This is a genomic window from Nostoc sp. (genome assembly GCF_036919575.1).
In the GTDB taxonomy this organism is placed as follows: domain Bacteria; phylum Cyanobacteriota; class Cyanobacteriia; order Cyanobacteriales; family Nostocaceae; genus Nostoc.
Genome location: NZ_JBALBY010000095.1, coordinates 13,463 through 40,441, shown reverse-complemented (window position 1 = coordinate 40,441; position 26,979 = coordinate 13,463). Strand labels below are relative to the sequence as shown.

33 protein-coding genes and 1 pseudogene are annotated in these 26,979 nt (G+C 39.6%); 24 read left to right on the top strand and 10 right to left on the bottom strand.

Going from position 1 to position 26,979, the window contains the following annotated elements:
- Positions 1–4 precede the first annotated feature (4 nt).
- The 8 genes from V7K27_RS24190 to V7K27_RS24155 all read left to right on the top strand — a co-directional run bounded on the left by V7K27_RS24190 (position 5) and on the right by V7K27_RS24155 (position 4,035).
- On the top strand, positions 5–259 hold the full coding sequence (locus V7K27_RS24190) for a hypothetical protein (protein WP_334950684.1): 255 nt from the start codon (positions 5–7) through the stop codon (positions 257–259).
- On the top strand, positions 256–603 hold the full coding sequence (locus tag V7K27_RS24185; RefSeq protein ID WP_334950683.1) for a type II toxin-antitoxin system RelE/ParE family toxin: 348 nt from the start codon (positions 256–258) through the stop codon (positions 601–603). Before V7K27_RS24190 ends, V7K27_RS24185 begins: the two co-directional genes overlap by 4 nt.
- A gap of 285 nt (positions 604–888) precedes the next feature.
- A complete protein-coding gene (locus V7K27_RS24180; RefSeq protein WP_334950682.1) occupies positions 889–1,098 on the top strand; it encodes a hypothetical protein in 210 nt (69 codons plus the stop codon).
- Positions 1,099–1,249: 151 nt separating this feature from the next.
- Positions 1,250–1,696 carry a hypothetical protein gene (locus tag V7K27_RS24175; protein WP_334950681.1) on the top strand — a complete coding sequence of 149 codons (447 nt, stop codon included), beginning with the start codon at positions 1,250–1,252 and terminating at the stop codon, positions 1,694–1,696.
- A 14-nt stretch (positions 1,697–1,710) separates the two neighbouring features.
- Positions 1,711–2,322 carry a PIN domain-containing protein gene (locus V7K27_RS24170; RefSeq protein WP_334950679.1) on the top strand — a complete coding sequence of 204 codons (612 nt, stop codon included), beginning with the start codon at positions 1,711–1,713 and terminating at the stop codon, positions 2,320–2,322.
- Positions 2,323–2,938: 616 nt separating this feature from the next.
- Positions 2,939–3,148, top strand: a complete 210-nt coding sequence (locus tag V7K27_RS24165) for a DUF2997 domain-containing protein (protein ID WP_334950678.1) — start codon at positions 2,939–2,941, stop codon at positions 3,146–3,148.
- A gap of 39 nt (positions 3,149–3,187) precedes the next feature.
- A complete protein-coding gene (locus tag V7K27_RS24160) occupies positions 3,188–3,574 on the top strand; it encodes a DUF1257 domain-containing protein (RefSeq protein ID WP_012406942.1) in 387 nt (128 codons plus the stop codon).
- Positions 3,574–4,035, top strand: coding sequence for a ferredoxin (locus tag V7K27_RS24155; RefSeq protein ID WP_334950677.1), 462 nt, complete (start codon positions 3,574–3,576; stop codon positions 4,033–4,035). The genes V7K27_RS24160 and V7K27_RS24155 overlap by 1 nt, the downstream gene beginning before the upstream one ends.
- 118 nt (positions 4,036–4,153) lie before the next feature.
- Here V7K27_RS24155 and V7K27_RS24150 read toward each other — a convergent pair whose 3' ends face one another.
- Both V7K27_RS24150 and V7K27_RS24145 read right to left on the bottom strand, forming a co-directional pair.
- A complete protein-coding gene (locus V7K27_RS24150; protein ID WP_334950676.1) occupies positions 4,154–4,438 on the bottom strand; it encodes a YiaA/YiaB family inner membrane protein in 285 nt (94 codons plus the stop codon).
- A 550-nt stretch (positions 4,439–4,988) separates the two neighbouring features.
- The gene (locus V7K27_RS24145) at positions 4,989–5,954 is read right to left on the bottom strand and encodes a glycosyltransferase family 8 protein (RefSeq protein ID WP_334950675.1); all 966 of its coding nucleotides are present in this window, start codon (positions 5,952–5,954) and stop codon (positions 4,989–4,991) included.
- A gap of 635 nt (positions 5,955–6,589) precedes the next feature.
- Here V7K27_RS24145 and V7K27_RS24140 point away from each other — a divergent pair.
- Positions 6,590–6,712, top strand: coding sequence for a hypothetical protein (locus tag V7K27_RS24140; protein ID WP_334950674.1), 123 nt, complete (start codon positions 6,590–6,592; stop codon positions 6,710–6,712).
- 153 nt (positions 6,713–6,865) lie between these two features.
- Entirely contained in the window at positions 6,866–9,328 is a 2,463-nt protein-coding gene (gene pheT / locus V7K27_RS24135) for a phenylalanine--tRNA ligase subunit beta (protein ID WP_334950673.1), read from the top strand.
- Positions 9,329–9,416: 88 nt separating this feature from the next.
- Here the strand turns inward: pheT and V7K27_RS24130 are convergent, their stop codons facing one another.
- Positions 9,417–9,809: a hypothetical protein gene (locus tag V7K27_RS24130; protein WP_334950672.1), complete on the bottom strand. Its 393-nt coding sequence runs from the start codon at positions 9,807–9,809 to the stop codon at positions 9,417–9,419.
- A 240-nt stretch (positions 9,810–10,049) separates the two neighbouring features.
- Between V7K27_RS24130 and V7K27_RS24125 the strand changes: the two genes are divergently transcribed.
- The 6 genes from V7K27_RS24125 to V7K27_RS24100 all read left to right on the top strand — a co-directional run bounded on the left by V7K27_RS24125 (position 10,050) and on the right by V7K27_RS24100 (position 16,013).
- Positions 10,050–11,630, top strand: coding sequence for an ATP-binding protein (locus tag V7K27_RS24125; RefSeq protein WP_334950671.1), 1,581 nt, complete (start codon positions 10,050–10,052; stop codon positions 11,628–11,630).
- A 1-nt stretch (position 11,631) separates the two neighbouring features.
- The gene (locus V7K27_RS24120) at positions 11,632–13,515 is read left to right on the top strand and encodes a WD40 repeat domain-containing protein (protein ID WP_334950670.1); all 1,884 of its coding nucleotides are present in this window, start codon (positions 11,632–11,634) and stop codon (positions 13,513–13,515) included.
- Entirely contained in the window at positions 13,512–13,997 is a 486-nt protein-coding gene (locus V7K27_RS24115) for a type II toxin-antitoxin system VapC family toxin (RefSeq protein ID WP_334950669.1), read from the top strand. Before V7K27_RS24120 ends, V7K27_RS24115 begins: the two co-directional genes overlap by 4 nt.
- Before the next feature lie 90 nt (positions 13,998–14,087).
- Positions 14,088–14,243 (top strand): hypothetical protein, encoded by a 156-nt coding sequence (locus tag V7K27_RS24110; protein ID WP_334950668.1) that lies wholly within the window; start codon positions 14,088–14,090, stop codon positions 14,241–14,243.
- Between the two features lie 145 nt (positions 14,244–14,388).
- A complete protein-coding gene (locus tag V7K27_RS24105) occupies positions 14,389–15,540 on the top strand; it encodes an ATP-binding protein (RefSeq protein WP_334950667.1) in 1,152 nt (383 codons plus the stop codon).
- A gap of 203 nt (positions 15,541–15,743) precedes the next feature.
- The gene (locus tag V7K27_RS24100; protein ID WP_334950666.1) at positions 15,744–16,013 is read left to right on the top strand and encodes a YciI family protein; all 270 of its coding nucleotides are present in this window, start codon (positions 15,744–15,746) and stop codon (positions 16,011–16,013) included.
- A gap of 520 nt (positions 16,014–16,533) precedes the next feature.
- On the opposite strand, the pseudogene V7K27_RS36570 reads toward V7K27_RS24100, so the two are convergent.
- Positions 16,534–16,611, bottom strand: a pseudogene (locus tag V7K27_RS36570) (ribbon-helix-helix domain-containing protein); the annotation flags it as partial.
- A 153-nt stretch (positions 16,612–16,764) separates the two neighbouring features.
- Between V7K27_RS36570 and V7K27_RS24095 the strand changes: the two are divergent.
- The 6 genes from V7K27_RS24095 to V7K27_RS24075 all read left to right on the top strand — a co-directional run bounded on the left by V7K27_RS24095 (position 16,765) and on the right by V7K27_RS24075 (position 19,854).
- Positions 16,765–17,565, top strand: coding sequence for an ice-binding family protein (locus tag V7K27_RS24095; RefSeq protein ID WP_334950665.1), 801 nt, complete (start codon positions 16,765–16,767; stop codon positions 17,563–17,565).
- A 228-nt stretch (positions 17,566–17,793) separates the two neighbouring features.
- Positions 17,794–18,588 carry a Tab2/Atab2 family RNA-binding protein gene (locus V7K27_RS24090; RefSeq protein ID WP_334950664.1) on the top strand — a complete coding sequence of 265 codons (795 nt, stop codon included), beginning with the start codon at positions 17,794–17,796 and terminating at the stop codon, positions 18,586–18,588.
- Between the two features lie 52 nt (positions 18,589–18,640).
- Complete coding sequence (locus tag V7K27_RS24085; protein ID WP_334950662.1) at positions 18,641–19,213, top strand: Uma2 family endonuclease; 573 nt, start codon at positions 18,641–18,643, stop codon at positions 19,211–19,213.
- 60 nt (positions 19,214–19,273) lie between these two features.
- On the top strand, positions 19,274–19,504 hold the full coding sequence (gene mazE / locus V7K27_RS24080; RefSeq protein ID WP_334950661.1) for a type II toxin-antitoxin system MazE family antitoxin: 231 nt from the start codon (positions 19,274–19,276) through the stop codon (positions 19,502–19,504).
- Positions 19,491–19,607 carry a type II toxin-antitoxin system PemK/MazF family toxin gene (locus tag V7K27_RS36565; protein ID WP_442947645.1) on the top strand — a complete coding sequence of 39 codons (117 nt, stop codon included), beginning with the start codon at positions 19,491–19,493 and terminating at the stop codon, positions 19,605–19,607. The genes mazE and V7K27_RS36565 overlap by 14 nt, the downstream gene beginning before the upstream one ends.
- Positions 19,608–19,611: 4 nt before the next feature.
- Positions 19,612–19,854 (top strand): type II toxin-antitoxin system PemK/MazF family toxin, encoded by a 243-nt coding sequence (locus V7K27_RS24075; protein ID WP_442947646.1) that lies wholly within the window; start codon positions 19,612–19,614, stop codon positions 19,852–19,854.
- Between the two features lie 74 nt (positions 19,855–19,928).
- Here V7K27_RS24075 and dcm read toward each other — a convergent pair whose 3' ends face one another.
- The gene (dcm, locus tag V7K27_RS24070) at positions 19,929–21,179 is read right to left on the bottom strand and encodes a DNA (cytosine-5-)-methyltransferase (RefSeq protein ID WP_334950658.1); all 1,251 of its coding nucleotides are present in this window, start codon (positions 21,177–21,179) and stop codon (positions 19,929–19,931) included.
- Positions 21,180–21,233: 54 nt separating this feature from the next.
- Entirely contained in the window at positions 21,234–21,425 is a 192-nt protein-coding gene (locus V7K27_RS24065) for a hypothetical protein (RefSeq protein ID WP_334950657.1), read from the bottom strand.
- 204 nt (positions 21,426–21,629) lie between these two features.
- Between V7K27_RS24065 and V7K27_RS24060 the strand changes: the two genes are divergently transcribed.
- Positions 21,630–22,280 carry a hypothetical protein gene (locus V7K27_RS24060; protein WP_334950656.1) on the top strand — a complete coding sequence of 217 codons (651 nt, stop codon included), beginning with the start codon at positions 21,630–21,632 and terminating at the stop codon, positions 22,278–22,280.
- 590 nt (positions 22,281–22,870) lie between these two features.
- On the opposite strand, the gene V7K27_RS24055 is transcribed toward V7K27_RS24060, so the two are convergent.
- From V7K27_RS24055 to V7K27_RS24045, 3 genes are all read right to left on the bottom strand, one after another.
- Positions 22,871–23,158, bottom strand: a complete 288-nt coding sequence (locus V7K27_RS24055) for a hypothetical protein (protein ID WP_334950655.1) — start codon at positions 23,156–23,158, stop codon at positions 22,871–22,873.
- A gap of 24 nt (positions 23,159–23,182) precedes the next feature.
- Entirely contained in the window at positions 23,183–23,836 is a 654-nt protein-coding gene (locus V7K27_RS24050) for a PAP/fibrillin family protein (RefSeq protein WP_334950763.1), read from the bottom strand.
- 87 nt (positions 23,837–23,923) lie between these two features.
- Complete coding sequence (locus V7K27_RS24045; protein ID WP_334950654.1) at positions 23,924–24,547, bottom strand: hypothetical protein; 624 nt, start codon at positions 24,545–24,547, stop codon at positions 23,924–23,926.
- A 1,013-nt stretch (positions 24,548–25,560) separates the two neighbouring features.
- Here V7K27_RS24045 and V7K27_RS24040 point away from each other — a divergent pair.
- Complete coding sequence (locus V7K27_RS24040; protein ID WP_334950653.1) at positions 25,561–25,860, top strand: hypothetical protein; 300 nt, start codon at positions 25,561–25,563, stop codon at positions 25,858–25,860.
- Between the two features lie 224 nt (positions 25,861–26,084).
- Here V7K27_RS24040 and surE read toward each other — a convergent pair whose 3' ends face one another.
- A complete protein-coding gene (gene surE, locus V7K27_RS24035; RefSeq protein WP_334950652.1) occupies positions 26,085–26,765 on the bottom strand; it encodes a 5'/3'-nucleotidase SurE in 681 nt (226 codons plus the stop codon).
- Positions 26,766–26,979 lie beyond the last annotated feature (214 nt).

Here is a 26,979-nt window from a genome sequence, read left to right as displayed (position 1 = left end):
GATTATGGCGATCGTTGTTTCCCTTAGCCCAGAATTAGAAGCACGACTGCGCGAGAAAGCCGCACAGCAAGGACAAGATGTTAGTTTCCTTGCGGCACAATTGCTAGAGGCTGTCCTAGAGTGGGAGGTGCAAGACTCAGAAGCAGCTATTAAGGGTATTCAGCAAGGATTAGAAGACTTTGAAGCTGGTAGATTCCGTTCATTTGATGATTTTGCTGACCAGCAGCGTCGCAAATATAATCTGCCAGCCGATTCATGAAATACCGCATTGAAATCTCTAGTGTAGCTGAAGCAGAAGCAGACAGCGCATTTTTGCAGTTGTCTCAAGTTACTTCTCCTGAAAGGGCAAGTCAGTGGTATGCAGGATTACTACAAGTCATTGAGTCTTTATCGCAAATGCCAAGGCGATGTTCTCTAGCTAGAGAAAATGATTATTTTAGCCAAGAAATTCGCCAGATACTTTACGGTCGAGGGCGCAACTCATACCGAATAATTTTCACAATTTTGGCAGGACAAGAAATATCGACAGTGCGTGTTCTTCATATCCGTCACGCTGCACAGCAGACCCTTGGTGAAGCACCGGATGACTCTGAGACGACCTAAAGACTAGCAACCGCACCAGACTACGCCGGAGCATATTAAACATATACCAGCAATGCGATCGCCTATGGTAATTTTGAGAGCGATGCCTACGCTTACGCATCATCAGAAAGCATAAAGCGATCGCATCAAAAATTCTTGAGAATATGGAAGCTTCTAACGAGATGCTAATGATATTTACGATGGGCTACCCTTACGCACATAAATATAGAGAATCTAGCGATCGCTTATCGTATATTGTAGTTTTGAGAGCGATACCAAGATAGATAAAAAATAAAGAGCAAAATAATGCTAAAAACATTCAGAGCTTGGTTGAAAGGAAGTCGTTTAGAGTGGATTGATCATGTACCTACATTGGGAGAGGAACAAATCCCAGTTCATGTTACATTCCTGGAAAATGAATCAGTTATAGATAAACAAGCACGGGGACGAAAAATGGCTGAAATATTAGAAAAACTTGCTGTGAGTCAAGCTTTGACTGATATTAAACCCAGTTAAGAGAAAAGTGTGTCACCGATAGCGTAGCGTTAGCGACGCAGGAGCGTCACAGCCCGTCGTAGACATCGCCTATGGTAATTTTGAGTGCGATCGCCCATAACCTATAATTAATATGTTATTTAAAATGGTCAATGTCACAAGGATTTGAAAAATGGACGTTGAAAAACTCAGTGGCCAAACAATAGAGGTATCAGACATTACAGGTTGGAATAAAAACGGACAAAAACTTTTAGTATCAAAAATTAGAGCAAGAGACATTCAAGAAGATATTAAATCCAAAGTAGAAGAAATTCTCAACTTCGAGCATGAACATAATCAAGTCATAGTTCCTTATGCTATGACTGCTACTCCTGAAAATATTAATTTCTTTAAATGGGATGGGAAAAATCTAGAGACTGTCTACACTTTCCCAACTCATGAAGTTATGTCTGAATACGATTCAGAATTTGCAAACAAGAGGATTTCTGAGTTTTATCTACAAACATTAGTTGAGAGTTGGTTAAGAGATTTAGCATATAACTGGAAAACAGATAATCCTCCTAAATCACAAGAGTTAAAACAAATAGATTTTGTAGAAAAGCTGGCAGATGCAGCATAAGGGTAGGAAAGCTAGTGACTATACTTTATGTTGAAACTAACTTTTTCATTGGTTTCGCTAAAAACCAAGATAAAGATTCTCACCTCTTAATTTATCCTCAAACAATTGAGCAAATCTCACAAATTAAAATTGTGACTCCTGCAATTTGTTATATGGAATCTCTTTCTGTTCTAGAAGACGAACGCAGAAGAAGACATAGTTTTACAGAAAGGTTAGAGACAGAAATAAAGGAACTGAAAGGAAACATCAATTTAGAATCTTGTACGAGAATTTTGCGTTCTCTTCAAACCGCAAAACTTGATAATGAAGCGATGACTGATGATATTGAGAATCGCCTTTTTCAAGTTCGGGAATGGGCTGCTAATAATGTAGAATTAATACAATTAGAATCATCTATACTCATTATCAGCCATAATCAACAACTTATTACTGATCCGACAGATAACTTAATTTTACATTGTATTCTTGCTCATGCCAGAACATCTTCAGATGAGCAGAAAGTTTTGTTGAGTGGAAATCATAAAGACTTTGGTACAAAAGAGATTAAGCAAATATTGGGTGCAGCAGGAATCCAAAAATATGTTGCAAGTACGAGAGATTTTTTAGGGTGGTTGCAGTCAATTTAATTATTAGATTAGAGTGCGATCGCCTATTGTAGTGTAAAGAGCGACGTCTAAGTTGGGGTTTATCTACGTATATATACGTCTACAGGAAAGCGCGTAGTTTACCGCACTTCTCTACGAGACGCTGCGCGAACGGCAAAACTCTGTTACCACCGTAGGCATCGCATTAAAAAATTATTGAAAAATTGAGCGCTTGTTGACAAAATCCTGAGTAGTAATCACGCAGCTAGTGCTGCATCCAACCTAATTAGCAATCCTTGCTACAATAAGCTAAATCTAATGGTAATGATGAAGTTTTTCAATAGATTTTATATTTTTATGAATTGTCTTGGTGGCTATATTACGCCCTAATGCTTGTTTTTAGGGCTTTTGCAGCTTACTTAGCAACCTCAGTTGTTACCTTGACTAATCGATGAGGTTAAGAGAGACTAACTAAATACTGATGTATATGCTTATAAAATTAATAATTTTTGTAAAGATTATGAGATATATGTGTTGAAAGATGGAACATTAGTTAACAAATGTTTTGATCTAACGTAAAAATGTTCCTAGGGCTATATTTATAGCCTTCTGCTAAGGCAGTACAATTCAAGCGTACTTATCGTGGTTGGCCAAGAGCATGGAGACATTAGAGTTCATAATCTATCCAGACGGTCGGGTACAAGAAAAAGTCACTGGCATTGTAGGTGCTTCTTGCGCTGAGGTTACAGCAGCAATAGAGGCACAGCTGGGGCAAGTACTTAATCATGAGCCAACCTCAGAATATTTCGCCGCTCAAGTGCAGCAATCTAATGTGGCGAATACACACACCACTTACAGCGATTGGTAAGTTTTCACAGTTGTTTAGTGTTATTAATTCATAACCACCATGTCACACTTTAGCCAAATTAAGACTCAAATCCGTAACCTTGATTCTTTGAAAGATGCTTTGACTGAATTGGGCGTAGACTGGAAACCAGGACCACGGGAAGTACGTGGCTATCGCGGTCAAACCCATCCTGCGGAAGTTAGTATTGAGCAGGAAAATGGCTACGATATCGGCTTTAGATGGAATGGCAAGGAATATGAACTGGTGGCTGACTTGCAATATTGGCAGCAAGACCTGTCTGTAGACGGATTTTTGCGCCAGGTAACACAGCGCTATGCTTATCAAACTGTTGTGAAGGAAACCGCTCGTGTTGGTTTTCAAGTCTCTGAACAACAGAAAAATGAAGATGGTTCAATTCGCCTGGTAGTACAACGCTGGAGTGCGTAATGGCTGATTTTTTGCCGTCGCCGGAAGAACAAGAAGATAATCGTTCAGGTTTGGAACCAGAATTAGGGGGTTTTTTACGGGATGCCCCAGAACGTTCTGGTTTAGAACCGGAATTGGGCGGTGTGCTGCGCCAAAATGGTGTTTATGTTGACGAAATCACCTGTATTGGTTGCAAGCACTGCGCTCATGTTGCGCGTAACACCTTTTATATTGAACCAGATTACGGGCGATCGCGCGTGGTTCGGCAAGATGGGGACGGTGAGGAAATTATCCAAGAAGCAATTGACACTTGTCCGGTTGATTGCATTCACTGGGTTAATTATACTGAACTGAAAAAGTTAGAAGAAGAGCGCAAATATCAGGTAATTCCGATAGTGGGTTATCCGGTAGAACATGCAGTGGCTGCTAGCGAAAGTCGGCGTAAAAAGCAAAAGTTAAAGACCAAAAAATCCCGTTATTAAGATAAAAACGTTAAATCAATATAATAAGGGACTGGTATATCCAGTCCTTTTGTTTTTTGTCATATAGTTAATTTTTGATAATTCTTAATTTTGAATTACCCGCAAAGGCTGACTGCCTTCATTTGAAATTCAGAGGATCGTGTTGTGAAAGCAATTTTTCTACTTTCGCCTCGTCTAACCTAGCGGTTAATCTTCTAGTTTCGTGCAAGTCTCTAGTAGTTTTTGCCAAAGTAAAAGTTGAGCCAACAGAAAAAGCTAAACCCATACCCATAAAGCCTTTCACCCAGCCATCCACAGGCAAATTTACAATGCCGAAGGTGGTCATAGAAATAGAAAGTATAAAAGCTGCCCAAGTTTGAATAACCCAAGCTGGACTGTCTTTTTGAGTACCAATTGTTTGCATATTCCCTACCTTTGATCTAGCTGATTTATACCAACTCGTAATTCGTAATAAGAGCGCCAGATTTTATCTGGTTTTCCAGACTTGTATCTATAGCGCTTCCCAATTGCATGGAATACAGACCTAACAAGAACAGCCCCTTCCCTTCTAGCGTTGGGGAGTAAGATTCAAAGCTTCTCTCCTTTTAGGAGAGAGGTTTGGAGAGAGGTCAAAACTGTACTGCACTCAAGCGAGAACCGCTATATAGTTTTATTTTGGAGAATTGGTGTTAATAGTGATTGTATTGATTAGTAGGTTTACTGGTATCAATAGTAAGACCAGTTTGCTAACTGGACTCTAAAAGCCAAGCTCAACAGCAATTGGAGCAAACACAAACTGGCACAACGTTTGTACCAGTTTTACAAGTGGCATTAAATAATTCGTAATTCGTAATTCGTAATTCGTAAATTTTGTTTAGTCCTGTAGAGAAATTTTTTAGCAGCGTCCTGGCTATACCCTTGCTGCCCTTGGGTTGACTTACTTTTTTCGATTGAAAGACAGGTTTAGTTTTTTACTATGCTTTCAACAGTGATTTAATTCGCTGCTTCATCATATAATAAATGTTGTGTAAAAAAGCCATCCGCCTTTGCCTTTCTTTTTTTATAGCTTGTTCAGCATACCAATTAGACCAAATTGAATTATCAAGGTATTGAAAAAATAAATCTTTGTCAGGATGCTTACAACTATTGTACCAAGGCTTATCCCTAGTTGAATAATGAATAATGTCAGGATTATTAATTAGCTGATTGAATACATCTTCTGTAAACGGACTATCTTGCCAAGATGAATATTGAAACAAATATGGCATTTGATTCCATCTAGGTTCAAGTTCTCCCCATTTTCCTGCAAGAATAGCATTCAAAGCATCTTGATCATGCCACCGCACATACTGTTTATTTGTTGCCAAATACTCAATTAATTTTTCAAAAATCTTATCTTCCCGCCATTTTTTGAGGTTAATTACTAGAACCCCGGAATTAAAGTATTTAGATTCTGGGGAAATGCCAAGCTCTTGATAATTCATGAGTCCTCTTGGCGAAGATACATAAGGCGCTCCCATATCCTGTGCTGCCAAGAGATAATATTCTCCAATATCAATATTCCATAATCTCTCTATATTTCCTTGTACAATCACATCGCTATCAATGTAAATTGCCTTATCAAATTGCTTTGGCAGCAGTTGAGGAATTAAAAACCGATAGTAAGCAGCAATTGTAATTGTGGATGAAATTTGTGCATTTTGGAAGTGCTTTTTTCTGGGCTTAAGCCAATTGATACTGACTTCCTCAGATTTTAAGTTTTTGATAATTCTCTGTTTGTTGAGTTTACTAATTCCACCATCAATAATATATAGAAGCAACTTGTGTTCACTTTGGAAATTGGCAATAACTGAGCGGGTAGCCGATGCTATAGGCATAGAATAGTTATCATCAGCAGCACAAACAAGAACAATTGGGTTTTCATTTGATATAATTGTCATTATTGCATTTTTATATAATTTAGATATTGCTAATATCAACGCAGATATTTTAACATAATCACCTGATAAATATTTAAGTTAACGCCTGTTTTGCTGATTCATTTTACCTCATTGAAAGTTTGGTATTCAAACAATCATATATCAAGAGTTTTACTTGATTTAGGTTACATAACTTTACAACGTGCCCTCTTTGCGATCGCGTGTCGTATTTGGTTAGCTCAATTGTTTGTAATAGGTTACTTAGTCGCACACATAAATCGTGGAAAATTTCAATATTTGGGATTATTGATAGATATTATCCTTGAACAGTTTTAAATTGCAAATACTTTCTGGCAAGGAGCGGAAAAAATTTTCATGAGCATCTATGTATTGAATATTTTGTAACCTCGTAATGCTTTCTGGTAAATATTCTAAAGCGTTGCTACTTATTTTAATCTAGAAGTGCTACGGCTGACTAGAGGCGATCGCAAAAAATGTAAAGATAAAGTCGAGCATTTATAGCTTTTGGATTAGCATTTATAGCTTTTGGGTTAGCATTTATAGCTTTTGGATTAGCATTTATAGCTTTTGGGTTAGCATTTATAGCTTTTGGGTTAGCATTTATAGCTTTTGGGTTAGCATTTATAGCTTTTGGCTTGGCATTTATAGCTTTTGGCTTGGCATTTATAGCTTTTGGGTTAGCATTTATAGCTTTTGGGTTAGCATTTATAGCTTTTGGGTTAGCACTACTATTCTTTACGATCGCATATCCTACCTAATTAGCTAAATTGTGTGTAGTATATTGTTCTGCCAGTCTAACGTAGTAGGATTGTTCAAGTGAAAGGGTACGCCTTGCGGGACGAGTAGCCATCGATCGCTAGTAGGCACCCTAAAATGAGAACAAAAGACGATTCCTAAAACAAGCACACTCCATGCGTATTTCTCTCAATTGGCTGCGCGAACTAGTAGAGATAAAACTTAGTCCAGAAGAATTAGCCGAAACCCTGACAATGGCGGGGTTTGAGGTAGAAGAAATTGAAGACCGCCGCACTTGGGCAAATGGCGTGGTTGTTGGGAAAGTTATTGAGCGTCAACCCCATCCCAACGCCGATAAATTGAGTGTTTGCCAAGTGGATATCGGTGCAGATGAGATTTTAAATATTGTCTGTGGCGCTGCGAATGTGAAAGCAGATATCTATGTGCCAGTAGCAACTACGGGTACTTACTTACCCAACATCGATTTAAAAATCAAACCTGCAAAACTGCGTGGTGTCTCATCTCAGGGGATGATTTGTTCTTTAAAGGAACTCGGTTTGCCCACTGATGTAGACGGAATTCATATTTTTACCCAGGAAAATTTACCATTGGGTAGTGATGTGCGTCCGTTGTTGGGTTTAGATGATGTAATTTTAGACCTCACGGCAACTGCTAATCGCGCTGATGCTCTAAGTATGGTAGGCGTAGCACGGGAAGTAGCAGCTTTAACTGGTGGAAAGTTGAGCATTGTTGAACCTAGTGAAGTCTCTATTTCTAAAAGTGCCGGAAATTTAGCTCTAAAAATTGCCGATACCCAAGCTTGTCCTGCATACATCGGTACGGTAATTGAACAGGTAAAAATTGCTCCATCTCCCGAATGGTTGCAACAGCGTTTGCGGGCTGCTGGAGTACGTCCCATAAGTAATGTTGTGGATATTACTAACTACGTTTTGTTGGAATGGGGACAACCACTACACGCCTTTGATTGCGATCGCCTACAATCTGTTGCAAGTAGCGAAAATTTAAGCATCGGCGTTCGCTTCGCCACTGCTGGAGAATCCCTCAAAACCCTGGATGGACAAACTCGCACCCTATCAACCCAAAATTTGTTAATTACCGCTAACGACAGACCCGTTGCACTAGCGGGAGTCATGGGTGGGGAAGAAACAGAAGTCCATGAAGGGACTCAAAGCCTAGTTTTAGAAGCAGCTTTATTTGATTCCGTAGCAATTCGCCGTTCTTCCCGGAGTGCAGGCTTAAGAAGTGAAGCTTCTGGCAGATATGAACGGGGAGTTAACCGGGCTGAATTGGAAATAGCTAATCGCCGCGCCTTATCCTTAATTAGCGAATTGGCTAGTGGAATTCTTGTCCAGCAAGAAATTGCCGATACCCGCCCCCATCCATCTACTTGGAGTCGTTCTATTGCACTGCGTTTAGACCGAGTTAATCAGATATTAGGGCCAATCGATTTGGAAGAGGACACAGGTGAACTCCAAGAACAAGATGTTGAGCGCATCCTGACTGCATTAGGATGTCAGTTGACTCCTTCAGGCAATGTTCCAGGAGAAGGTAGCACCCATCAACCTACATGGTCAGTTTCCGTCCCACCCTATCGTTACCGCGACTTAGAGCGAGAAATTGATTTAATTGAAGAAATCGCCCGTCTTTATGGCTACAACAAATTTTGTGATACCTTACCAGAAAAAGCGGAAGCTGGCTATCTGCCTTTAGATGAGGAACTGATTCGCAAGTTACGAGCTTTTTTCCGGGCTGAAGGGTTGACAGAATTAATCCACTATTCTTTAGTCAAACCAGGAGAAGACAGAAAGATAGTACTGTCAAACCCCTTATTTGTCGAATATTCAGCGCTAAGAACCGATTTGATATCTGGGTTAATTGATGCCTTTCAATACAATTTAGAACAGGGTAATGGTGCCCTTAACGGTTTTGAAATCGGACAAATTTTCTGGCGAGAAGAAGACGGTTTGCAAGAAACAGAAGCCCTTGCTGGGATTGTGGGAGGCGATCGCACCCTTGGCAAATGGTCAAAAAGTGGACGCGAACAATCCCTCACCTGGTTTGAAGCCAAAGGCATTTTAGAAAGTGTATTTCGGCAACTTAGCTTGGAAATCGAATTTCAACCCGATCGCCGCGACGATCGCTTACATCCAGGACGCACCGCTTCTCTGTGGATTCAGGGTAACAGACTGGGTATTTTTGGACAACTCCATCCGCAATTGCGACGAGAAAAAGGTTTACCAGATTCCGTTTATGTTTTCCAGTTGGATCTAGATGTGCTTTTAGATTCTCTAGAACAAGATGAAATGCTCGTTCCAACATTCAGTCCCTATTCTACCTATCCGGCTAGCGATCGCGATATCGCCTTTTTCGCACCTGTGAAAATCTCAGTTGCCGAAATTCAAAAAGTAATTACCAAAGCTGGTAAAGATTTACTCGAATCAGTGGAATTATTTGATGAATATCGTGGCGAAAATGTCCCCGAAGGACAAAGGAGTTTAGCATTTCGCTTAATTTATCGGGCTAGCGATCGCACCCTCACCGAGGCTGAAGTTGAACCAGTACATAATAAAGTCCGTGAAGCTTTGGTGGAAAAATTCGGCGTCAATCTGAGAAGTTAGGAGTAATTACCCCCCTTAATCCCCCCCTTCGACAGGCTCAGGGCATCGCTTGTAAAGGGGGGAAACCGAAAATCCAGTTCCCTCCCCTTTACAAGGGGAGGGTTAGGGTGGGGTAATTCGAGGACTGGTAGTGATTCGATAACTTGTGTGTACACCGTAGGCTTAGAAAGGGGGGAAACAAGAAATCTAGTTCCCTCCCTTTTATTGTTAATTCGGCGATCGCATTTGTTAATTCGGCGATCGCATTTGTTAATTCGGCGATCGCATTTGTTGATTCGGCGATCGCATTTGTTGATTCGGGGTTCGCATTTGTTAATTCGGAGTTCGCGTTTGTTGATTCGGAGTTCGCATTTGTTAATTCGGAGTTCGCGTTTGTTGATTCGGAGTTCGCATTTGTTGATTCGGCGTTCGCATTTGTTGATTCGGCGATGGCATTTGTTACATTGGGGGTAGCGATCGCATCTAACAAAAGTAATCCCATTTGCTTGAATAAAGCAGTGTTACTATCAGGAATTATATGTTAAATTAAATACCTAATACAGTCAGTATCGGAGTTGTAATCCCTTGCGTAGGCTTTGCTATACCAGCATAAGGATGTTTTGGCAGATGTTTAAATACAACAACATTACGTTATGCAACTATAATATTACTCAACGGTACTTACTGTATAATTTGCTATAATACTAGTCGTAACAAAATAGTAAATTTTCGGTAGTAAGCCATGATAGAATTTGCCGTCATTACTTCACTGATTACTCCCATAATTAAAAAATATGCTCCTCAAGCTGGTGGAGAAATCATCAGACAAGCTCTAAAAAACGAAGCTGTTATCAAGGTTTTAAAGGATTTACAACTCAATTCTACCGAAATTCCTGATGATAAGGTTGATACTGTTTATGTTTACGCTCTGGTAAGGTATGGTGTATTTAAGCCAGAAGCAATTTTAAACCTATTTAGAGATAAAGAAATTAAAGATTATTTTTGGTATGCTTACAGCAATAATTCTCCCGTTAAATTTAAAGAAAAAACAATAGAATTTATTAATCAAAATAGCGAACTAAAAACGCAGATAATCAATGCTAAAATTAACTTTTTGGGTGAATTAGAAGAATTTGGCGAAGCTTTTATTGCAGTTGCCAAACAAACGAAAGCCTCACGATATCAGCCTTATCCAGATTGGAATTTAGATGTTTATCCCAAAGATTTTAAAGCCCTAATATTTGAAAAAACTCGCTTATTTTGCGGACGTGATTTTGTTTTTAAGGCGATTCAAAAATTCTTCACAACTCAAAACAAGGGTTACTTTAGTGTGATTGGGGATGCAGGGATGGGTAAAAGTGCCATTGCTGCTAAATATGTTTTAGCTACTAAATTTCCTTGTTATTTTAATGTTTTCGCAGAAGGACGCAACAAACCAGAAAAGTTTTTAGCCAGTATTCGTCAACAATTAATTAAGCGTCATTCTCTCCAAAATGCAGACAACGCTGATTTAAGAACTTTCCTGCAAAAAGCTAGTGAAGAACTAAAAGGACAAAAACTTGTAATTGTTATTGATGCACTAGATGAAGTAGAACAAGAAGGAAATGGTAATCTTTTAGATTTACCACAAAATCTTCCCGATGGAGTCTATTTTTTACTGACCAGAAGACTTTATAATCAAGAAACAAAACGTTTAACTTTGTCTCCAGATACTCCTGTAGATGAATTAGATTTAACAAAGGGTTATTATACAGCTTTAAGTCGAGAAGATGTAAAAGAGTATATTCACTTGTTTTTGAAGAATGATCAAAAACTCATAAGTTGGATTAATGAGCGTAATATTTCTGAGGATAACTTTACTCAGGAAATAGCTATCAAGAGTGAAAATAATTTTATATATTTGCGCTATTTATTGCCGGGAATCTCTGAAGGTAAATACAATAATTTAACTTTAAAGGGATTACCGCAAGGTCTTCAAGACTATTATACGACTCATTGGAATCGGATGGGGATGGATAATGAATCAAATGAAAAGAAGGTAAAAATACTGTATATATTGGTAGAAAGAGGTGAGCCAATATCCATAAACATGATTGCGGAAATTCTTGATGAGGATGAATATGAGGTGAAATCGGTGTTAAATGATTGGGTTGAGTATGTAACACCCAAAGTAAATGAAGATGAACGAAAAACTTACTATAGTATTTATCATCGAAGTTTTCTGGAATTTCTCAAAGGGCAAGACAAACTAGGTAAAGGTCGAAAACTGTTTAGAGAAGTTAATAAGAGTATGGCTAATTATATGGCAAAGGAGATGGCATAGAATGGGGGGAATTGCCACTAAATTAGCCTCAAAATCAGTAGAATTTCAAAATTTATTTCTTGGTCAATTTCCTGAACAACAATTAAAAGCGGGTAACTCGGAAAAGTATTATCAAACTCTCACAGATTTTGATTTTATTTCTCTGAAAATTCGATATCCTAAATTTGGAATAGAACCCCTAATTATGGATTTTTATTTGATTGATGACCCAGAGATATTAAATAGCTTAGAGTCAGAAGATAAATTAGACCCCGAAAAAGTCAAAACACTCCAATTAATTCAACGTGCGCTACAGTTATCAGCCCATGTTTTGAATCAAGACCCCAACCAATTAGTAGGACAATTATGGGGAAGGTTGCAGATTTTTCCGCAGCCAGAAATTCAGAAGATTTTGGCAGATGCAGGACAAAGTAAAAGTGAAATTCCTCGATTTCGTCCCATTACAGCTAGCTTAACCACTCCAGGCGGAAATCTACTGTGTACCCTGACAGGTCATAACGGCTTGGTAAGAGCAGTAGCGATCGCTCCCGATGGCAAAAAAGCTGTTTCTGGTTCTTGGGACAATACCCTGAAGTTGTGGGATTTAGAGACAGGAAAGGAAATTTCTACCCTAACAGGTCATAACGACTTGGTATATGCAGTAGCGATCGCCCCAGATGGTAAAAAAGCCGTTTCTGCTTCTCGTGATAACACCCTGAAACTGTGGGATTTGGAGACAGGAACGGAAATCTTGACCCTGATAGGTCACAACGACTCGGTAACAGCAGTAGCGATCGCCCCAGATGGCAAAAAAGCCGTTTCTGGTTCTTGGGACAACACCCTGAAGCTATGGGATTTGGAGACAGGAACGGAAATCTCGACTCTGAGAGGTCATAACTCCTCGGTATATGCAGTAGCGATCGCCCCAGATGGTCAAAGAGCCGTTTCTGGTTCAAATGACAACACCCTGAAACTGTGGGATTTGCAGACAGGAAAGGAAATCTCTACCCTGACAGGTCATAACAAAGCAGTAACAGCAGCAGCGATCGCCCCAGATGGCAAAAAAGCCGTTTCTGCTTCCTATGACAACACCCTGAAAGTCTGGGATTTGCAGACAGGAAAGGAAATCTCTACCCTGACAGGTCATAACGACTCGGTAATGGCAGTAGCGATCGCACCAGATGGTCAAAAAGCCGTTTCTGGTTCTTATGACAAGACCCTGAAACTGTGGGATTTAGAGACAGGAAAGGAAATCTCTACCCTGACAGGTCATAACTCCTCGGTATATGCAGTAGCGATCGCCCCAAATGGAAAAACAGCCGTTTCTGGTTCTGGTGACAACACCTTGAAACTGTGGGATTTGCAGACAGAAAGGGAAATCTCGACCCTGACACGTCATAACGACTCGGTAAATGCAGTAGCGATCGCACCAGATGGTCAAAAAGCCGTTTCTGCTTCTGATGACAAGACTCTGAAGCTGTGGGATTTACAGACAGGAGCCGAAATTTCTACCCTGACAGGTCATAACGAATCGGTAAATGCAGTAGCGATCTACGCAGGTGGTCAAAAAGCCGTTTCTGGTTCATCTGACAACACCCTAAAACAGTGGGATTTGCAGACAGAAAGGGAAATCGCTACCCTAAAAGGTCATAACAGCCGAGTAGAAGCAGTAGCGATGCCTACGGCGGGCGGAACCAACGCCCTAGATGGTCAAAAAGCTATTTCTGGTTCAGCTGACAACACGCTAAAACTGTGGGATTTGGAAACAGGAAAGGTAATCTCTACTTTTACTGGTGACAGTCCTATAAAATGTTGTGCTATTTCCCCAGATGGATTCACGATTGTAGCAGGAGACACATCAGGGCGTGTTCATTTTCTGCGGTTGGAAGGAGAAGATATAGAGTGAGCAAATCTTATTTTATTTATCTTGATGTTTGTTGTTTAAATCGCCCTTTTGATGATTGGAGTTATGATAGAAATCGTTTAGAAGGTGAAGCAGTTCTTAAAATTTTCAAGCAGGTTAAATCAGGAAAATATAAATTAGTCAGTAGCGAAGCTATTGAAGCAGAGTTAAGAAAAATGACTAATCTTGATAAATTCAAAGAAATTAGAGAACTATTAAAGTTAGTTAATTATCAAATAATTTTAAATGAAGAAATAGATAAACGTTCCCAAGAATTAGAGAAGTTAGGGTTTAGTCTTTATGATTCTTTTCATGTCGCTTGTGCTGAATCTGCTAAAATAGATATATTATTAACAACGGATGATAGATTACTCAAAAAAGCAATTAAATATAGTAATACAGCGCATTTCAATTTGGTGAGGTACACAACCAAAGTCTCAAACCCTGGTGTAAAAGCTGTTTTACTTCAGAATTCTGACCTCTGAATTCTGAATTCTGCTGTATATTACAAGTTAAATTAGAAAACCCTGTTATTTGGTTAATGAATAGTTTTTTATTAAATGGAGATGATGAAAATGACACTCATTGAATTACGCACAAAAGGTTATCAAGCCTTAGTTAAAGAGTTGGGACAACTTGACACAATTCGCTTTTTACAAGAAATGGGTTGGGGTTCTGGTGATTATACAAAAGAACGCCAAGAGTCTCTAAAAAATGTAACAAGAGCATAATTTTGGCAAGATATTGAAGAAATTAGAAAAGAAACAATAGGCTAAATAATAAATACATTTCTATTAAATCTTAAAGATGATTCTAGTGCGATCGCTTGTTAATTCCAGAAATTGAATTCCTTCTAATAGTAAATGAAGTAAATAAATGTTTAATAACACATCTATCAAAAATCCAAGAGGACATCCCAAAGAATTTGAAGCAATTATTACAGAAAAAAGCCGTAATTTTGTCGGTCGTGAATTTGTCTTTGCTGCTATCAACAACTTTCTCAATCAATATGACCGGGGCTACTTTACTATTATCGGTGATCCTGGGATTGGCAAAAGTGCCATTCTTGCCCATTATGTCAGCCAAAATCCCGGCGTTGTCTATTACAATGTCGAAATTACAGGTAAAAGTCGCGTTGAAGAATTTCTGACGACGATTTGCACTCAATTAATAGAAATTGCCCAACATCAAGATAGTAAAACTTGTGTTGAGCGGAGTCGAAACAATCTCACCACGAACTTTCCTGATTTTACCACGGAAGGCAGTGGCTTTTTATCGTTATTACTGCAACAAATCAGCGATAGATTGCATCCAGAACAACGTTTAATTATTACTATAGATGGGTGTGATAAGATTGATACCAACAATCAATCACGCGGCTCAAATATATTCTATTTACCCCGCTATCTGCCAGAAAAAGTTTATTTTATCCTCACTCGTCGTCCATTTCTGACAGATAAATCAGGTTTATTAGTTGAAAATCCAGCCGAATCTTTCGATTTATCAGCCTACTCGGAACAAAATCGCGCTGATATCCAGGAATATATTAAAAGCTATTTAAATGAATCATGTAATTCTGTAGACGCTTCTGCGGCTTCCCGCAGGGTGCGTAGCGTTAGCGAAGCAAAGAATCCTGAAGATGTTTCCCTCAACCTCATAGAGCCAGGTTTTGATGATGATGAAACCAATTTTATGTATATTAGGGAAATATTAGCAGCTATTAATGAGGAAATTTACCCCTCAAATTTACAGATCTATTACCAAAATCACTTAGAAAAAATGAATTTAGCAACCAGTAAACAGCAACCAATGGGTTTAGAGGTGTTAAATATCTTAGTTCAAGAGCAATCAATATCAATAGAAGCGATCGCAGAAAGATTAGATGAAGATGAATATGAAATCAAGGTAATTTTAGACAAGTGGCGAGAGTTTTTACATTTAGAATCAATAGCAGCAGAAATCTATTATAGTATTTATCATGCTAGTTTTCGTGATTGGTTGAGGCAACAAATTGAGTCTAAATTTTGAGTTTGGCATGGTACTATAGCGGTTCTCGCTTGGGTGCAGTACAGTTTTGACCTCTCTTCCATTCCTCTCTCCTACAAGGAGAGATGCTTTGAGTGTTACTCCCCTTCCCTTGTAGGGAAGGGGCTGTTCTTGTTAGGTCTGTATTCCATGCAATTGGGAACTACTATAACCCCTTTATTAACTACTAGGAGTAACAAGCAATTATGCCTAAATATGTACTTTGGGGAACTTACTGCGAAGACGTTCTCGAAAAACGCGCCCCCCACCGTCAAGCTCATTTAGACGGATTAGCAAAACAGAAAGAATCCGGTGTGCTGATTACTATTGGCCCCACCAAAGATGTTACAAAAGTTTTTGGGATTTACGAAGCCGAAGACGAAGCCACTGTGCGCCAGTTAATTGAAAATGACCCCTACTGGAAAAATAGCATCTGGACTGAATATTCTGTCAAAGAGTGGATTCAGGCTTTTTGAATTAGGTATGGGGCATTCTTGACAGGTTAAGGTAAATGGATTTTTGTCACAATTCAGTAGCGGAGCAAGGGAAAAGCTCCTCTGAGGCGTCAGACGTGGGGAGTATCAAGGATAATTGGTGTCAACTTAACGTGAAAGCCTTTTAAAACCTCGTTTCCAGCAAGAAGCTGGAAATGCACCTCATAGCGGCTCTGCCGCAAGTCTTGAGGCGGAGCCTCTCAGAATGCATTCCCAGTCTCCGACTGGGAACGAGATAAACGAGATAATCTCTAAAAGCTGCTTCTAGACTAACTTTCATCTTAAGTTGACACGTATGATCAAGGATGTCCCTCTCCTTACTAAGGAGAGGGACAGGTTTTGCGTAGCAGAACCAGGGTGAGGTTTCTTTGGGCTATTCGATAAACCGTAAATTGCGTCTAGAGAGACTTGTGTGTATACCGTAGCTCCCCACACCCGATTATAAGACTGTTTTAAGTATTTTAACTGATTGACAAAAGGTACTTTATTTGTGAATGCAACCTTAAGCAATCGGACTCTTCCCATACTTTTCAAATAAATCATTTAAAGCTTCAGCCAGCAATGCTTGACTACTTCGGTCTTTGTCAAGTGCAAATTCATCCCGCCTTTATACAATGCTAAAGATTGCGTAAAGGTTAAATAAAACACAATTTTTTCCTTTGAGATCAAGCATACTTGTATTTGTTAAGACAAACTAGTAATTAGTGATAACACTTAATAAGGAAAATTAAAAATGAACTACAAGTACGCAATAGTTTTAGGAATCGTGGTATTCTCCAGTTTTCAAGCTCCAGCAAAAGCCGCTTCTCTGCTGGGAACGGCGAATAACTTCGGGGTCTTGGGTGGCTCGACGGTGACTAATACCGGCAAGTCCCTCATCACGCAATCTCTGGGTGTCAACGCAGGTTCTTCAGCTACTGGCTTTTCTCCAGCGGTCGGGGTCGTGAACGGAGGGATATTCACATCTGATGCAGTTGCGGCTCAGGCTCAACTGGATAACGCAAGTGCGTACAATTATTTAGCAGCCTTGAGTCCCACTAAGGAGTTGACTGGTCTGGATCTGGGTGGAATGACGCTCACACCTGGGGTCTATTCTTTTAGCTCATCGGCTCAGTTGACAGGAAAACTCACGCTCGACAATCAAGGCGACCCCAATGCGCTCTTCGTTTTCCAGATAGCCAGCACGCTCACCACCGCAACCGACTCGTCTGTTGTCACGACCAACGGTGAAGCTCCCAATGTGTTTTTCCAGATCGGCAGCTCCGCGACTCTCGGAACCTACACTCAGTTCCAGGGAAATATTCTAGCGCTCACCAGCATCACCCTGACTACTGGCGTAAACATTGACTGCGGTAGAGCCTTGGCGCAAAATGGTGCCGTGACGATGGATACCAACAAGGTCTCCAGCACCTGCTATACAAAGCCACAGGAAACGGTAGCAGTTCCAGAACCTGACTCATCACTTGGTGTTCTCGGCTCCGGGATGGTGGGTCTGTTATTCGCCTTCAACAAAAGATTTAGAAAAGGGTGGTAGGTTGCAAATAGTTTTTTGAAATACTTGATTGGCAAAGAGTGTAGCAATCTATGGTAAAAAAGATAGGTCTGGAATTGTCAATAAGACTTATCTGTTTAAAATGTTACCAGTATTTTACCAAAAGCATAATAATAATTAAATAGAGGGGGATGAGGCGAGCGATGTTCGCCTCATCCCCCTCTCCTCATAGCCGATTATCGGAAATCAAAGGTGCCCCACTCCCCACTTATGAAAATTTGGCAGGCTGATTTTTATCGTCGTCCGTTCCCAGATGCATCTGGACAAATTTTATGGGAGTTGTTGATTTGTGACTCAACTCACAGCTTTAAATATGAAGCTACCTGTCTACAGTCAGCAGCAAATTCTAATTGGGTTGCGGCTCAATTTGAGTTAGCATCTGGCGACAAATTGCCAGATGTGATTCAGGTGTTTCGTCCTCAGTCTCTAAGTTTAATTGAGGCGGCTGGACGCAATTTAGGTATTAATGTCGAACCGACCCGCCACACTTTGGCATTGAAGCAGTGGTTACAAGAAAAGCAATATCCCTCAGTGCTGGATAAACCGCCCCCAGCACCATTATCAGAAAACCTCTGGGGAGAACAATGGCGTTTTGCGACTCTAGCAGCTAGTGATATAGAAACGAGATTTAGCGATCGCCCCATTCCCATTTTGCACATACCAGAACATCTCAAACCCATCAATTTCGGTTTGGCGTCAACAGTACCGGTCCCTGGTGTGGTAATTTATGGTGGACGGCGATCGATGCCCCTAGCGCGGTGGTTGCAGCAAGCCCGTCCTGTGGCGTTAAACTACATATCTGGCGCACCGGATGGCTTAATATTAGAAGCTGGCTTGGTGGATAGGTGGATTGTTGCCACTTTTGAAGATTCAGAAGTTACAACAGCAGCCCAAGCATTTGAACAACGGAAAAAGCATTGCCGAGGATTGCATTTTTTGTTAGTGCAACCCGATGATTCTGGGATGACTTATAGCGGCTTTTGGTTATTGCGAGCAGAAGATTGATATTAATTGCCAAAAATATTGTTCTGTTTATTAAGTGAATTTTGAATTGCTTATGACTCTTAGCCAATTTCACCCCTATCTTTCTCCAGAAGCATACCTGGAAGCTGAAAAATCCAGCCTGAATAAACACGAATATATTCAAGGGCAAATCTATGCAATGTCAGGGGCAAGTGATGCCCATGTGACAATTACAACTAATCTCATCGCCCTCCTGAGAAATCATGTTCGCGGCACTAGTTGTCGCCTTTACGCTACAGATATGAAAGCTCGCATTGAATCATTAAATATTTTCTATTATCCTGATATCCTGGTTACTTGTGACCAAAGAGATATAAAGTTTGAATATTTTAAACGTTATCCCTGTTTAATTATTGAGGTTCTTTCTCCATCCACGGAAGCTTTTGACAGAGGCGATAAATTTATTGACTATCAAGAATTAGAAACATTTCAAGAATACGTCTTAATCAGTCAAACCCGCCAGCGCGTTGATTGTTTTCGTCGCAATGCTGAGGGAAGATGGGTTCTATATAGTTATAAAGGAAATCAAGAATTACAATTAATCAGCCTAAACTTTGCCTGTTCACTAACGGATATTTATGAAGATGTATCCTTTGCCGAAACATAGACTTGGCAAATTATATAATGATAAAATCATCCTAAATAGTAATACTAAAAATTCATACAGATGCTCAAAGTGATAATTAGCTTAGAAGAAGACATTCTGCAATTTGTAGATCAGTATGCACAAGGAAATCGTAGTGCATACATCAATACACTGCTGGCAGAACACCGCAGCCGAATTTTAGCAGCAGAAATGATTACAGCGCTCAAGCAGGATGCTGAAGATCCAGAGTATCAAGCTGAAATTGCTGCTTGGGATAGTGTTATTGGAGATGGCATAAATGCCAGGGAGTAATTTAACTTATCGGCGAGGAGAAATACGTTGGGTGAATCTTGATCCAACAGTTGGGGCTGAAGCAAAAAAAATCCGCGCTTGCTTGCTTGATTGTGCAAAATGACATCATGAATCAGTATGGGTTGCTGACAATTGTCATGCCATTTCGGCCCGGAAGTAAACAAGCCCCCTACGTTGTGAATGTGAAAGCAACACCAAATAATGGACTAGACCAAGACCGTTTTATTGATGTTGGGCAAATTCGTGCTGTTGACCATAGTCGTATTTTGGGTTTGCTGGGTGTGCTGGAGTCAGAATACTGGGAACTTATTCGTACAGCTTTAAATGTAGTTCTGGGATTTGTGGTTTAAGGGTGTTACAGCAATTATAGTTAAGGAACATAATTCAAAGATTGAGCAAGTGTGATCTGAGATTTATCTATTCTTTATTGAGTAGAATATAACGTTTTTATAATCGCTTCTTGAGCCACAGCTTTGACTACATTAATACTCACAGAATTTCCCAGTTGATAATAAGCCTTATCATCATTGGGATGAAGTATAAAGCTATCAGGAAAACCTTGCAGCCTTGCAGCTTCTCGCGGAGTTAGTCGCCGCACTCTCTGATTGTGATAAACTCCCAATCTATTAGCATCACTAGCAACTAACGTTACCGAAATTTTATTTGGATCTACAAACTTATAAACTTCAAATGAAAAGTTGCCCGATAGAGGTTTGTATTTATCATTAATAAGTTTTAAATATTTTTTTGTAACTAGTGAATTCAAAATTTTCCCTAAACTGGGATGTTCAAAAAAACTAGCTATTTGCTCCTGAGTTAATAGTTTGCCATCTTGTTCTTGTCCAAATTCTTTATTCCGTCTCTTTAATATGAAACGGTTCATTAGTTCAATTTCTTCGGAACTACACTCGCCACGCAATCCTAAATCCCAGGAATGAATAGAGTTTCCACCCCGATAATCAATCAGCCTTATGCCATGTAAGCGATTTAAATCATTATTAAATATTCGTTTTAAAGCATTGACGAAGTTTGGTGAGCAATTATATTTTTCATCTGGATTACTTTCCAAAATGTCGGCAACAGTCACAGATTTTTTTGGTGAATAAAACAAAGATAACTGCTGAGGATTATATGAATGTGAGTCTTTAAATCCCACATCAGAAATCAATTCAAAAGTGGGAGAAGCATCTAAAATTCCTACTAGATAAATGCGGACACGATTTTGCGGTAAGCCAAAGTTTGCACTGTTGAGTAAAAAAGCATGAAAACTATAACCTCTTTTTTTAATTTCATGCTTAATTGTTGCTAAGGTTCGCCCTTGATCATGACTATAAAGCCCTCGGACATTTTCAAAAATAAAAGCTTGTGGTTTATAGGTATCGAGTAATCTGGTTATTTCAAAAAATAGCGTCCCTCGTGTATCGACAAACCCTGCTTTTTTGCCAGCATGAGAAAAAGACTGACAAGGAAACCCAGCTAATAAAAATTCATGTTCTGGTAGTTGATCAATTAATCGAATGTCACCTAAAGCTTTTTGACCAAAGTTTTTTTCATAAACTAATTGAGCTTCTGAATTGATTTCGCTGCTGAAAACACATTCACTTTCTATATTTAAAGAATCAGCCGCCTGTTCAAAGGCTAATCTAATTCCTCCTATTCCTGAAAATAAATCCACAAACCGAATTTTCTGCATAAATATTAAGTGACTTTTATGCCAAAGTTTAATAGATTACGTAGGTTCGCATTCCGCATTTATTTTATTTGAGGCGATCGCCCCATGCACAGTAGCTTCGCGCAGTTTATCGCTGGAATGCTTGTATAGCAATACTTTTAGGCTAGCGTGGCTTACCCTGCTACCACCAAGGTGCGTCACCGAACAGCCCGTTGAAAACATCGCTTCCACAGTGGCGTAGCCGATCACACTCCTGGAAAAAAGCGTCGGCTAATGAATTATTTACTGTTCTATCAAATTAACGTTGTTAAGTTACTCAGCAGGTGTAGTTCTCACCTTCAGGCTGTGTTAGATATTGTGACGCAAAACAGGAGTATAGATACGTTGCGAAAGCTTTCTCCAGAATCTCCTCTATTTATTCTGCTAATCATTATTAGTTTTCTAGTAGTAACTTTGTCAACTTGGTTATCATCTAAACCATTCGTTTTAAAACCATTTGGGGTTAATGATATTCTCCAGTTACTCACATTACAGTTATTTATTTCTTTGTTGTTAGAGCGTTCTTTAGAAGTTTTTATAACTACTTGGCGTGGCCCATTTATCGAGCAATTAGAGATTAGTATTCAGCAAGAAAAAGCTCTAATATCTGAGAAGATAAAACTTATGGAAATCCAACAAAAACAGTTTCCTTCTTTGGAATCAAATCAAGTCAGTGGACTACCGCCTGAAGGAATGAGTTTAGAACAGCAAATCATCCAAAGTTTTACCCAAAATCAACAAGATTCATTAAAAATGTTCCAGCCACAAACTGATGATATAAATGAAAAAGAGCGCCAAAGAACAGCCTATAAATCTGATACACGAACAATTGCTCTATGGACATCCCTTTTATTCGGCCTTTTAATTAGCGCAATAGGTATTCGCTCAATCGAGCCACTTGTAGTTATTGATTTAGATAATCCCATACAAGTAGTTATTTTTCGTTGTTTAGATGCATTCCTGACAGGAGGTTTAATTGCAGGAGGTAGCGAGGGAATCCATCAGATTATAAAAGTTTTTCCCGATTTTATGGAAGCTACATCTAAACAAATAAAAAATCAGTGATTGTCTTGATAAAAGGAAGCGGTTTACTTTCTAAAATACAGGATAATATTACAAATATTATTAAAATTACAGTGGGAACATCTCAAGTTTTTAAATTTCCTATTATTCTGTCTGAAGATAGGAATAAGAGAATGATGAAACGAACCGCAAAGTACGCAAAGAGGAGGCAGCGCGTTGCGGGGGTTCCCCCCCGTTGTAGCGACTGCCGTCGCAAAGTAAAGAGAGTTATAAAGGGTTTTTGTATCAGTGCCGTGAATTTTTGAAAAATTGAGATGCTCCCAATTATAGTATTAATGATTCTACCAAGTGGGCTATTCGCTTACACGGTTCGCAGTGAAAAGTTAGACGAATTGCCGCACCACTTTCAAAGGTTAGCAAAGAGCCAGGGTTGAAGAAGAATGCAGAATGCAGAATTCACCAATCTTTCAGTCGGGGATTCAGCGCAAAGTGCGGTCTTGGGGTCTCCCCCGCCGCAGGATGCGCGAAGCGCTGTAGAGGAGCAACTTTGTAAGAGAGACCCGCCACTGAATTGTTGCACCACCAAATCGTAGATTTGGTGGGGGTCTAAAAAGAGGTTATTCATCCGCCAGTCATACAGAATACCCAACTGAATTCTGACTCCTGACTCCTGAATTCTGTTCGATAAAATTATCAAACTCTATACCCGTAACCACAATATTTTCTCGCAATCCTCCTGGTTTAATTGATAAGTCGAAAATATCTTCATACCTAACAATTAAAACTTGCCTGGGACTTATCGGATCGACATTAATATCTCTTTCTATACCATCACCTAATTTTAAATTTAATGTTTTAAGCTCCACCATCGCAGAACCTAGTTTTACCTTGGTGAAAAGATGCATTATTGAGAGAGCCATATCCATTCGGCGGCGCGATCAATTTCAAATTGAGGAGGTGAAGTCAGGTAAATCATCGGATTTACTAAGAATGAATAAACTTCCATCTCCTCCCCGTCCAATCCTTAAGGTTTCATCTAAGTAAGTAATGTCCAGTGTGGCAATTCTGTTAGTAGGATTATTCGCTGGGACAACCTTAAATGGGTTGAGTTGGGGCGTATTAATGCCAACAATTTTCTGAATCGATAGGTAGCGTTTGTCAAAATAGACGTTGATACGTTTGTTCGCTAGAGGCTCTAAATCTTCTTTGGCTGGCTCAAAGCTAGCTGTCACCTTGACATATCCCGAAACTAGCCCCAGAGAATGTTTAACTTTAGCTAGATTGAAAAATAATTTATTTGCAACATCAATCACTTGATAAACTTTACCCAGTTTTAATCCCAATGGGAGAGAAACTAAAGAACGGATTTCTCTCGCTGTGGAGTATTGCAGTTGCCAAGCTCCCTCCAGCAAAGAAGTAGCGTAGAGAAGAGGATTGAGATTGGGATTGACACTCTCTAATTCCGTCGTCAATTGTTCAATTTCTTCGGCTAAAGTTTTGTCTAGTTGCAAATCGGTAACGGGAGAACCATCGCTTTTGGCTTGAATCTTCTCAAGCTTGGCTTGTAATTTTTCCTTAATTAAAAGTTGATTGTTCAATGGTTGAAGATTTTGCTTTACATATCCTATTGCTTTAGTTGAACTTTTATGTGGGAAGTGCATAAAAGTTCAACTATCTAGATGAGATTAGTCAATGAGTTCTGGGTTGGGAATATGCACATCGATATCTGCTTGGGATAAAGTGGGGAGCAACCAGCTACTCTCACCCGCCTTGAATACTTTGGCAGGTTCAACATTCAATTCAATTACACCAGTGGCTGGATTGCTTCTAGCAATAGACTGTGTGCCATCGACAAACTTGACGGCAATTGGTTCGGTCAGTTCTTGTGGTTGAGCGTTCGGGCCTAGAACCACTTGAGAACCTGCGGGTAAGTAAATGCCATCACAATCCCAATCATCATCCGTGATTGTTCCTGCGCCCAGGTAGTAGAGTTGGGTTGGAGATTTTTTTGGTTTATTGGCATAGACAGCCAACGTTTTTCCAGTTTCATTGCGGCACTGCGCCCGCTTGCTAGCTGTTTCTATGACATTTTTCTGAAGCTGCAATTGTGCCAGTCGCTGCTGGAATTGCTCAGGTGTATAGCCAGCTTGCTCTGGTGTATCTTTTACAGTTAAAAGTTGATTGAGCGCCTGAGTTACCTCAGCATAGTCAGCGCCCTTAGTAAAATCCTTGCCTGCCCAAGAAGGTTGAGCAATTAGCAGGTTCACCATCAACACAAGAGCGACAAGAACAATTTTGAGAAACTGCATATTTTTCTCCTTTTTTTAAAATTAATGTTCACGGCTACTGAAACTTTAGCAGATTTCAAAAGCTTAAAAATTGTGAGTAGATCAGCAATTTTATTTTGATCGCGATCGCACAAACAATAGCCATAAGATCAATAGTGCTACAAGCTTTCCCAAATGTCCAAGTAACGCTTAAATTTAGGTTGTACTGAACTGCGAGGAGTAAATTAAAATTCCTCTTTTGAAAAAATCACACTTAGATAAATGTTTGTTACTAGTGTTTAGTGAATTGTAGAGCCAAATGTTAAGCAACAAGGATATAATTACTGGGATTTAATTAGACTAGAAACTTAGCTTAATTAAAAGTATCAATTTTAACTATAAGTTTACTTAATTTTGGTTAAATTTTTGGGAAGTACAACTTTGTAAAAATTGAAGTTAATTTTCCTTAACTATCTCTTGCGAGGGGTGACTAATGATTTTAGATATGTAATATGTGGTGAAGATTCTTGATTAAAAATTGCAATCAATTAATTACAAAAAAGGCAGAAGGCAGGAGGCAGGAGGCAGGAGGTTAGGAGTATCAATTGAAACTAAAGTTGCAGGATCAAAAGCCCAGTTCATAAAAAGAATTATACCGAGACGCGCTTCCTCGTGGTATAAAGCGTCCTTACTTCAATCCCACGTTTTTAAACGTGGGTTCCTCCAGCAAGAACTGCCTTCGACCTCCTGCCTCCTGAACTATAGCGGTTCTCAATTGTATGGAATACAGGAGCCAGTCGCGTGGGCGGGTGTCCTGACTTGGGCGAACTGGCGTACCACTCGTAGGGGCAATTCATGAATTGCCCCTACCATGTATTGCATCCATAGACTGCTATATAAGTAGCTAAACACAACATTGAGTATAAGCATCAAATAACAAAATCACACATATTATTGGAATGACAGTGTTATCTAATGTTTTTACAGGGATTAATTATTTCAATTGGTATTAGGAATTTTACTAAGATGCTCTCTCAAAACTAGGATGTAAAGAAATGATTTCAGCAGGAGTCGAAGTAAAGATAAATCGCTTAGAATCTATTGTTGAGCAAATTGGAGAAGCAGTACTATCTACGACTGAGACAATTGAACGTCTTGGAGAAAGATTGGAGACTCTCAGCATCCAAGTCGAAGCACAGGGACAGCAGGTGCAACAGCAAAGCTATCAAATTGTCGCGTTGTGTGATGCTGTACAGACTCTTGCTGAATCTCAGCATGATTCACTGCAAAAACTCAACCAACTGACACAAACTGTAGATCGGTTTATGTCTTTAATTCAAGCATTAGATGACTAAAATAATTCGTAATTCGTAATAGAGCCTCCGGCACGCTACGCGAACGTAATTCGTAATTACTGAACAGAGCAACTTAATTTATCAATGTAAAAAAAGGAATGCAATCAATATTTAAGAGGACGTGAATTGATTCGTGCGGTGCAAAACTTATGAATTAGAAATTATCAGTTATTAATTATCACCCTAAAAACTGGTAACAGTTAACTAGTAACTGATAGCTGATTTCAAACCCTTAACTGAGTTACGGCGATATTGCCGGAAAAACATACATCTACATCGCTACCAGGAGTGCGATCGCGTTTGCCATATTCTCCTACATAATAAAAATCATCGCCTTCAATTCGATAGTTCACGGGCAAAGGTTTGGTACAGGGTTGGCAAAACACCACATTCGGATCTGATTCTCCTGGTTGCAGATGCGGCAAGTTCACATTCCAAAAGCTTCCCGGTTCTAAGGGACGCTTGAGTAAGTCCGCTAAAACTTTAGCTGTGAATTTGGCGGCCAGATCCCAATCAAAATTCTGCTTGGCTTTGCGATACTGGGAAATGGCAACTCCCGGAATACCGTGCATTGCGGCTTCCCGCACGGCGGCAACTGTGCCAGAAATGTAGACATCGACTCCCAAGTTGCCCCCAGCGTTGATACCTGAAAGTACAAATTTGACATCTGCGGCAATTTGTGTTATTGCAATTCTCACACAATCGGCGGGAGTACCTGCGATCGCATACTCAGTCTCAGAACGTCGCTGGAGGTTGATGGCACGAGTGGTAGTAACTTGATGTCCACAGCCAGATTGAGGATCAACAGGAGCAACGATAATAGCATTTTTGCCGTTTACAGCTTTGAGCAGAGCTTGGATACCAGGGGCATCAATGCCGTCGTCGTTAGTTAAAATTATGGTCATGTATATATTATATTGATATAGATTTAGCCTAAAATATCAGAAAAATGCAGATATCCCCGATCAATGGATACAGCAGGAAAAGCTACTTGCAGATATGGAAAAAATATGCTTCATTTTGCCAAAAATATTGATCGTGCGATATGATTTCTAGATGGTTTGCAAATTCCGCCCTAAGTATTTGAGTTAATTACCAAAATGGGCGGTATTTTTTGTC

Coding starts and splice junctions, on each gene's coding strand:
- V7K27_RS24190 (WP_334950684.1), top strand. CDS start 5: ATGGCGATCGTTGTTTCCCTTAGCCCAGAATTAGAAGCACGACTGCGC.
- V7K27_RS24185 (WP_334950683.1), top strand. CDS start 256: ATGAAATACCGCATTGAAATCTCTAGTGTAGCTGAAGCAGAAGCAGAC.
- V7K27_RS24180 (WP_334950682.1), top strand. CDS start 889: ATGCTAAAAACATTCAGAGCTTGGTTGAAAGGAAGTCGTTTAGAGTGG.
- V7K27_RS24175 (WP_334950681.1), top strand. CDS start 1,250: ATGGACGTTGAAAAACTCAGTGGCCAAACAATAGAGGTATCAGACATT.
- V7K27_RS24165 (WP_334950678.1), top strand. CDS start 2,939: ATGGAGACATTAGAGTTCATAATCTATCCAGACGGTCGGGTACAAGAA.
- V7K27_RS24160 (WP_012406942.1), top strand. CDS start 3,188: ATGTCACACTTTAGCCAAATTAAGACTCAAATCCGTAACCTTGATTCT.
- V7K27_RS24155 (WP_334950677.1), top strand. CDS start 3,574: ATGGCTGATTTTTTGCCGTCGCCGGAAGAACAAGAAGATAATCGTTCA.
- V7K27_RS24150 (WP_334950676.1), bottom strand. CDS start 4,438: ATGCAAACAATTGGTACTCAAAAAGACAGTCCAGCTTGGGTTATTCAA.
- V7K27_RS24145 (WP_334950675.1), bottom strand. CDS start 5,954: ATGACAATTATATCAAATGAAAACCCAATTGTTCTTGTTTGTGCTGCT.
- pheT (WP_334950673.1), top strand. CDS start 6,866: ATGCGTATTTCTCTCAATTGGCTGCGCGAACTAGTAGAGATAAAACTT.
- V7K27_RS24130 (WP_334950672.1), bottom strand. CDS start 9,809: ATGGGATTACTTTTGTTAGATGCGATCGCTACCCCCAATGTAACAAAT.
- V7K27_RS24125 (WP_334950671.1), top strand. CDS start 10,050: ATGATAGAATTTGCCGTCATTACTTCACTGATTACTCCCATAATTAAA.
- V7K27_RS24120 (WP_334950670.1), top strand. CDS start 11,632: ATGGGGGGAATTGCCACTAAATTAGCCTCAAAATCAGTAGAATTTCAA.
- V7K27_RS24110 (WP_334950668.1), top strand. CDS start 14,088: ATGACACTCATTGAATTACGCACAAAAGGTTATCAAGCCTTAGTTAAA.
- V7K27_RS24105 (WP_334950667.1), top strand. CDS start 14,389: ATGTTTAATAACACATCTATCAAAAATCCAAGAGGACATCCCAAAGAA.
- V7K27_RS24100 (WP_334950666.1), top strand. CDS start 15,744: ATGCCTAAATATGTACTTTGGGGAACTTACTGCGAAGACGTTCTCGAA.
- V7K27_RS24095 (WP_334950665.1), top strand. CDS start 16,765: ATGAACTACAAGTACGCAATAGTTTTAGGAATCGTGGTATTCTCCAGT.
- V7K27_RS24090 (WP_334950664.1), top strand. CDS start 17,794: ATGAAAATTTGGCAGGCTGATTTTTATCGTCGTCCGTTCCCAGATGCA.
- V7K27_RS24085 (WP_334950662.1), top strand. CDS start 18,641: ATGACTCTTAGCCAATTTCACCCCTATCTTTCTCCAGAAGCATACCTG.
- mazE (WP_334950661.1), top strand. CDS start 19,274: ATGCTCAAAGTGATAATTAGCTTAGAAGAAGACATTCTGCAATTTGTA.
- V7K27_RS36565 (WP_442947645.1), top strand. CDS start 19,491: ATGCCAGGGAGTAATTTAACTTATCGGCGAGGAGAAATACGTTGGGTG.
- V7K27_RS24075 (WP_442947646.1), top strand. CDS start 19,612: ATGAATCAGTATGGGTTGCTGACAATTGTCATGCCATTTCGGCCCGGA.
- V7K27_RS24055 (WP_334950655.1), bottom strand. CDS start 23,158: ATGGCTCTCTCAATAATGCATCTTTTCACCAAGGTAAAACTAGGTTCT.
- V7K27_RS24045 (WP_334950654.1), bottom strand. CDS start 24,547: ATGCAGTTTCTCAAAATTGTTCTTGTCGCTCTTGTGTTGATGGTGAAC.
- V7K27_RS24040 (WP_334950653.1), top strand. CDS start 25,561: ATGATTTCAGCAGGAGTCGAAGTAAAGATAAATCGCTTAGAATCTATT.
- surE (WP_334950652.1), bottom strand. CDS start 26,765: ATGACCATAATTTTAACTAACGACGACGGCATTGATGCCCCTGGTATC.